The following is a 6,892-nucleotide window of genomic DNA, read 5'->3' on the forward strand; positions in this document are numbered from 1 at the left end:
ATGCACCTGTAAAAGTCTGCCCTAAATGCCATACGTATGTACCTGCAAGTGCTAACGTTTGTCCTTGCTGTAATTATGAGTTTCCAAAGGTTACACAGCTTACAGCTCATGCCAGCCTAAAGGAAATAATAAAACGCAAGACAGCAGAAGCAGAAAAAGTATTTGAAGTTTCTAAAGTTTCTTATGCAAAAATAAACACAAAGAACGGAGTACAGTTGTTGGCTACATATTTCAGTGGAGTACAAAAAGTTGGACAAGACTGGATTAATCTTGAAAGTCAAAAATCTTTTTCTGCTAACATAGCAAAAACATGGATCAATTATCGTAACAAAACTGACTATTTTCCAAAAAATACACAGGAATTGTTAGTTATGTGTCTGAAAGGTGATTTCAAAGAGCCAAAAAAGATTGCAGTAAAAGTAACAAATGGGTATAATAGGATAGTCCGTTACGAATTTGACTAGGAGTTATAATGAACTTTGATGAATTAAAAAATCTGTCTCAGTGGGCTTTATGTTTTGCAGAAGTGGGAGAAAAGCAACCTGTCGTTGTCACAAAAAAATGGATAGATAAAGTTTTAAAGGTGTACCCTCATTATTTTGACGAGGGTAATGATGATTTTATTACGATTACTGATAACTTATGGCTCAATTATACAGTCACAATCAACGATGTTGGCGAAAAGTGTTACACAGGTGATTTAGTTAATACAGGTGCAACAATCAATTTCAAAAACGCATGGCTTACTTATAACATTGTAGATAAGCTAAACCGAAACTCTTTAATGCTGTTTCCTGTTAATAGAGAGAAACATCTTTGTTTTGGTTTTATATTCACCAAAGACTGTCCGTGGACAATTATTGATTTTGACAGAAAAGACGGCACTACACCACAGGAAATAGCGTATCAGGATCAATGGATTCAGAAGTTCAAAAGTTACACAGAAAGAAGTATCAGTGGTCTTGGCTATCATGTAATTATAGAGGGCAAGATTAACGAAAAGAAATACCCAAACTCTAAAGGCACAGGTGCAAGCGGTATAAGAACAGGTACGGCACATAAGGCACAGGGTATCGTTGGTTTTGAACTATACTCTCAGGATCGATTTGCAGTAGTTACAGAGGATGCCGTGACTACCAAAGAAATCTACCCAAGACAGGGAGAGCTTGATGATTTATGTGCTGTTTTGAAAAAACCGATAACAGAAAATCAGGATGTTACCGATTCAGCCACAGAGTTTAAGTTTGATAATTCTGACGATTTTAGTTCAGAAATCAACTTTTACATGTGCGAACTGATCATGTCTCCTGATTGGGAAGTGTTGTCTGAATTGTTTGATAATCATTGTAATTACAGCTATGAAAATGATGCAAGTAAAAGCGTATACAATGAGGAATATACACTAACCTTTCCGTCTCAGTCAGAGGCAGATTTTAAGCTGATGGCAATTATTTCAAGATATTGCCCTAACAATACAGTTGTTAAAGCTCTGTTTGCAAGCTCAGAATTAGCTCGCAGACCAAAAGCAACACGAGTAGACTATCTTAATCGTATGCTCGAAAGAGTAAGAGAAGAACAGGCTAATGAGGATTATATAACAGAAGAACCTTTGTCTAATACTTTTGTTACAGTAAGCGAGACAGGGGAGCAGACATATGCGACAGTAGACGAAATAGTTGAACGCATAGAAGAACGCAAGGTAAAGGAAAAAGAAGCCGAGCGAAAGGCGTTGATCAACGAATTTATCAACAAAGAGTATTTAGATGTTAACGCTGAAACTGTACTTGTTAATTCAAGATGGAAAAACGAAGAAACAGATCCTAGTTATAGTATTGCAAACATGTTCTGTGATGTTCTGTATGCAACAGATGTTGTTAATCAGCTTAAAAGAGCTGGTGTAGCTCCTAGTTCTGATTTTGTGTTATTTAACTCTGATCAAGATATATCTTATAAGAGATTGTTGGATAAGGGGTATTTGTGTACTAAGGGTTTTGTTATCTCGGATAAAAATGCGTTAATCATTCCTCCCACATCAAGTGCGTTAATGTACGAGCTGGTTAAATGGAGTTATGAGACTCGTATTAAGCCTATATTAGAAGTGTCATTAACAAGCGTAATTGCTATTATCAGTGGTATTGTAGGCAAGATGTGGCAACTACCGACAGGCACAGGATTAAATAATTATGTTATTCTTTCTGCTAGAAGTGGTATAGGTAAAGAGGGATTGCATACAACCAAAAACGATTTATTTATGCAGTTAAGAAAGAGATATAGCGATACCGATTTTAGACGGCACGTAATTGACGATGATTTTGCATCAGGCCAAGCACTTGTTAAGCGTTGTTTACAGGAAGCAGGTTCTAAAGCAGGCGAAAGGAACAATAATCCTTTTGCACTTACTTTAGAAAAATATGCAAGTTTTGTAAATTTCCAAAAAGAATTTGGTAAGAACTTATCTGAAATGGGCGAAGATTCACGTAATCAGTCTGCACAAAGTTTAAAAGCTCAGTATTTAAGATTGTATACGGGGTCAGCAGAAAACGATATGTTGTCAGCTATGACTTATAGTAATTCTGATAATAACTTCACCGAAACTTATGCTCCTGCTTTCAGCATTGTCGGTGAAGCTACAATCAGTGGTATAGCAGATTCAATCACGCCACAAATGGCAAAGGATGGCTTTTTGAGCCGTTTCTTAACAGTTACATATAAAGGTGGTGCAGTTCCTCAGAACAAAGACAAATACGGCAGTCCTGCCCCTGCTTATGTTCTCGACAAATTAAATGAACTGTTAGAACAGGAAAAGGTATTGTCAGGCCATGCTGATACTGTAAAAGCTCGTTTTATCAGAATAAAAATGAATGACGATGCAGAAGAATTTAATTTGATGTTGGAAAACTGGTGTATGGAAATGCTGGATCAGGCAGGAGATGCAGAACATTTTAGACAGGCTTGGAATAGATGCCAGCTAAAGATCCTGAAATTAGCAGGCATATGTGCAGTATGTCAGAATTACAGTGATCCAGTTATCAATATTCAACACATCTCATGGGCTACACGTCTAGTGTTTTTAGATATTGCAAACATATATGATATGATAACCAATGGCGAAACATCACTTACAGATAATGCCGAGAATACAATGGCAAACAGCCTTTTAGATGTGATTAAAAAGTTTATTTTAACAAGCAATTCCGTGGTGTTGTGTAATGCTACAAACATTCCTGTCAAGATAATAAATCAAATGAGAGGAGACAGAGTAGTACCAATTAGCTATATTAACTACGCATTAGGCTCTCAAAAGGTGTTTGTTCGTGCGAAAACTGGTTACACTAGAGCGATACAGAATACCATAGACAGACTTATTAACGAGGGTGCTATTGAACTTGTACCAAAGCCTTTGGCAAGCACTACATATAAAACCAAAGGAGTGTGTTACAGATTGTTAGATTTAAGAGGTATACAGTAATGACATATGATGAGGAAACGCAAAGTTTTGTAATCGAAAGCCCCTTGTCTGTTCCTGTGAGCAGTAAAAAAAAGTTCATGTTAAACATGAACGATTATCGTAATGCTCATTATCAGGTTCTAAACAAGGCTAAAGTTGAATACAAGCGTATGCTAAGAGACGAAATATTGCAATTACCTAAGATGGATAAAGCAACAATCAATTACGAAATCACCTTAGGAGATAACAGAATCCACGATGGAATGAATATATGCTCTGTAACAAGCAAATTTTTTCTTGATGCTTTGGTAGAATATGGCATACTTCCAGACGATAACATGAGGTATATATTACATGAAGAATGGAATCCCCACGGTATCGAGAAAAACAATGGGAAAGTTTTAATTTATATCAAACCTTTGTGATAGAATAGTATTACGACAAATAAAGGAGTTTTTGATGATTATTATAAAATTTGCTCAAAACAGTTTAGGTTTTATTGGACTTGATAACGATATTCCGTGGCATTGTTCATAAGATATGAAAGATTTTAAAACCAAAACCACAGGTAACGTGGTTTTAATGGGAAGAAAAACCTTTGAAAGTCTGAACAATAAGCCACTGCCAAACAGAATGAATGTTGTTATTAGCTTAAAAGACGAATATGTAAGAGAAAAAAATCAAGAATATGCAGGACAAAATATTGTGTTCTGCAACAATCTGCAAGACGCTCTGAGTTTTGATAACGATGTTTATACTACATATCCTGAGTATAAAAACACAAATCAATACATCATAGGAGGAGCTACTTTAATAGAAAGTTCAATAAGAGAATTAAGAGAAAAGATTGATCATATTGAACTTAGCATCATAAACGACAATACAGTAGGAGACACAAAAGTAAATCAGTTCGTGCTACATGCGTATAAAATTCCTATTCACTGCACTTGTTATATGGACTGAAAAAATGAAACCACTAAACCAAAATGATTTTATTGTTTATAGAAAAGAAAAATTTGCTACCTTATTAGATGCCTGTTCAGGTTACGGCCTGAGCGTTCAATACGTCAAGAAATTTTATGAGGTGACAAAAAGTCATGCCGATGCTCTAAATCAGGCATTACATTTTAAAGACTTAAAAAGATTTTATGGTTTGGTGGTTTTTCCTCATAGCATCACAGGATTGGTTAATCCTAGTGATAGCTATGATATAGAAAGATGTAATCGCATTATCAGAATACAGAAGAACGCTAGAGTAGAGCGTTATAATCTAGTCAAACATGCAGAAGTGCAATCTGCGTTTCAAAAAATAATTCCAAAAATCAAAAAAATCTGTTGACATATATATAGTAAAGTGATAACATAATACTTGTAAATACAACACAAGGAGTTCAAGATTATGTGTACTTTATTAGATATTACCAAAGAAGAATTAACCAAAAAGATTGCTGATGGCGATATTTTAACTGCTTGGAGACAGGTAGCTGAAATTCTTGAATATGCAAAGAAATTAGAAATGAGTTTGCGTAAGGAACTTGTTGAAAAGAACTTTGCTGATGCCAAAGCAGGCGTAAACAAGTGTGAACTTGAAAACGGCACTTTATCTTACACAAAGACATTCAAGACAGAAGTTGACGAAACATTGTTTCAGGAAGTGGCTTTACTCTGTGAAGAAAATTTTATTGACGTTGGCAGTCTATTTAATGTTAAACATTCACTGGTAGCAAAGGAATATAAAAAGTATTCCGACAAAGAAAAAGAAATTATCGACAGAATGTTAGTAACAAAGGAACAAGCACCTAAGTTAGAATTTAAGGCACAGATTGAAGATTAAGAGTGGTATATGGATTATTCACGTAATTTTAAAACAGTAAGATGGTGGTTAAAACACTCTGACAAAACAGAAAATATTGTTATTGTCGAGTGTACCCACTGCATAGAAAAATATTTTTTACGAGATATTAAAAAATGTTTTTATAGTCAGAAACACGCTTTGGAAAGAGTGTATGGCGAATTTGATATTCTGTATGACTCTACAAGAGGTGGTTATAACGATAGAGACTACAAAAAGCCTAGCTTAAAGCAAATGAAACGTTTTTATAACATGCTTGTAGTCTCATTGGATTATGATGTTTATTGTCAGGATGATTTAGGTTTTTACGTAAGAGACAAGGCTTATTTCAAAAACAAAAAGAAAACTTTATTAGAAAAAACATGCGTAAAGAATAACAAAAGGAGATTTCACAAGTAATGAACTATTTTGGAATAGTACCTGTTGAATGTATAAACGGCACTGGATTTGGTTCTACCTTATTTGTTGCGGGGTGTGAACATCATTGTAGAGAGTGTTTTAATAAAAAGACATGGAATAGATACGGAGGAGAACCTTTTACACGAGAAACAATGCAACATCTTAAAACATGCTTAGACCGCCCTAGTATTACTAGACTTACTATCAGTGGAGGAGATCCTTTAAGTGTGTATAACCGAATGGAAGTATTACATATCTGCGAAGAAATAAGACGATACAAAAATGTCGCAATATGGATTTATACAGGATATACGGCAGAAGATTTACAGAAAGAGTCTCCATCGTTTTTGGCAGAATTGGCTTTATATGCCACTTATTTGGTAGACGGACAGTACGAGCCAAACGAAACACATACAAAGCCGTTTCGTGGCTCTGACAATCAAAAAATAATAAGATTATCCGATATGCAGGAGGTTGTATTTTGATTACTCAGCAAGAAATAACAGAAATACTACAAGCTCCCGAAAGGTTTAGGCTGTTAAGATTAAATCCTTTTGAAGATTCCATTAATATCAACGGGGACAACATAGAGTTTAAACCTTTGATTTTACGTGATAACTTAAAGGATAAACCTACAAACAAGAAGCTTATATTGTTAGATACTGAAACGACAGGCTTAGATACTAACGTAGATGAAATTATTGAGCTTGCCTTTGTTGTTATCACATACGATCCGCTAACCAACGTAATGGTTAGTATAGACAATGTGTACGATGGGTTTAATCAACCAACAAAGCCTATATCAGAAAAGATACAAGCTATTACAGGTATTACCAATGAAATGGTAGAGGGAAAGCATATTGACTACAATTCATTTAAGGCTTATCTGCCGACAGGTAAATATCTGATTGTAGCTCATAATGCTGGATTTGATCGAAAGTTTGTAGAGAGGATATACCCTGAAATAGCAGGTAAGCCGTGGGCTGATAGTCTTACTGAAATAGATTGGTTATCTCATGGTTGCACAAAAAGCAGTTTGGAAATGCTTATGTATTATCAAGGTCTGTTTTATAACGCACATCGGGCAGTTAATGATTGTTTGGCATTAGGAGCAGTAATTCATTTTAACAACGCACTTGAAGAATTGCTTGCAAATGCAAGTAGAATATTGTATGATATAGAAATATCTGTTA

The 6,892-nt window shown here is 35.1% G+C and carries 9 protein-coding genes; all 9 read left to right on the forward strand.

Going from position 1 to position 6,892, the window contains the following annotated elements; all coding sequences use genetic code 11:
• Positions 1-464: hypothetical protein (locus ACJML3_RS07700; protein WP_406022079.1), on the forward strand; the 464-nt coding region annotated here is incomplete at its 5' end.
• A gap of 8 nt (positions 465-472) precedes the next feature.
• The gene (locus ACJML3_RS07705) at positions 473-3,469 is read left to right on the forward strand and encodes a DUF3987 domain-containing protein (protein WP_406022081.1); all 2,997 of its coding nucleotides are present in this window, start codon (positions 473-475) and stop codon (positions 3,467-3,469) included.
• Positions 3,469-3,873 carry a hypothetical protein gene (locus tag ACJML3_RS07710; RefSeq protein ID WP_406022083.1) on the forward strand — a complete coding sequence of 135 codons (405 nt, stop codon included), beginning with the start codon at positions 3,469-3,471 and terminating at the stop codon, positions 3,871-3,873. The genes ACJML3_RS07705 and ACJML3_RS07710 overlap by 1 nt, the downstream gene beginning before the upstream one ends.
• 115 nt (positions 3,874-3,988) lie before the next feature.
• A complete protein-coding gene (locus ACJML3_RS07715; RefSeq protein ID WP_406022085.1) occupies positions 3,989-4,411 on the forward strand; it encodes a dihydrofolate reductase in 423 nt (140 codons plus the stop codon).
• Between the two features lie 4 nt (positions 4,412-4,415).
• Positions 4,416-4,787, forward strand: a complete 372-nt coding sequence (locus ACJML3_RS07720; RefSeq protein WP_406022087.1) for a hypothetical protein — start codon at positions 4,416-4,418, stop codon at positions 4,785-4,787.
• A 60-nt stretch (positions 4,788-4,847) separates the two neighbouring features.
• The gene (locus tag ACJML3_RS07725) at positions 4,848-5,282 is read left to right on the forward strand and encodes a hypothetical protein (RefSeq protein ID WP_406022089.1); all 435 of its coding nucleotides are present in this window, start codon (positions 4,848-4,850) and stop codon (positions 5,280-5,282) included.
• 9 nt (positions 5,283-5,291) lie between these two features.
• Positions 5,292-5,699, forward strand: a complete 408-nt coding sequence (locus ACJML3_RS07730) for a hypothetical protein (RefSeq protein WP_406022091.1) — start codon at positions 5,292-5,294, stop codon at positions 5,697-5,699.
• Positions 5,699-6,184, forward strand: a complete 486-nt coding sequence (gene nrdG, locus ACJML3_RS07735; protein WP_406022093.1) for an anaerobic ribonucleoside-triphosphate reductase activating protein — start codon at positions 5,699-5,701, stop codon at positions 6,182-6,184. The genes ACJML3_RS07730 and nrdG overlap by 1 nt, the downstream gene beginning before the upstream one ends.
• Positions 6,181-6,892 (forward strand): exonuclease domain-containing protein (locus tag ACJML3_RS07740; protein WP_406022095.1); only part of this gene is annotated, 712 nt, incomplete at its 3' end. The genes nrdG and ACJML3_RS07740, both read left to right, overlap by 4 nt.

It is taken from the genome of Succinivibrio sp., from assembly GCF_045124615.1.
Lineage (GTDB): Bacteria > Pseudomonadota > Gammaproteobacteria > Enterobacterales > Succinivibrionaceae > Succinivibrio > Succinivibrio faecicola.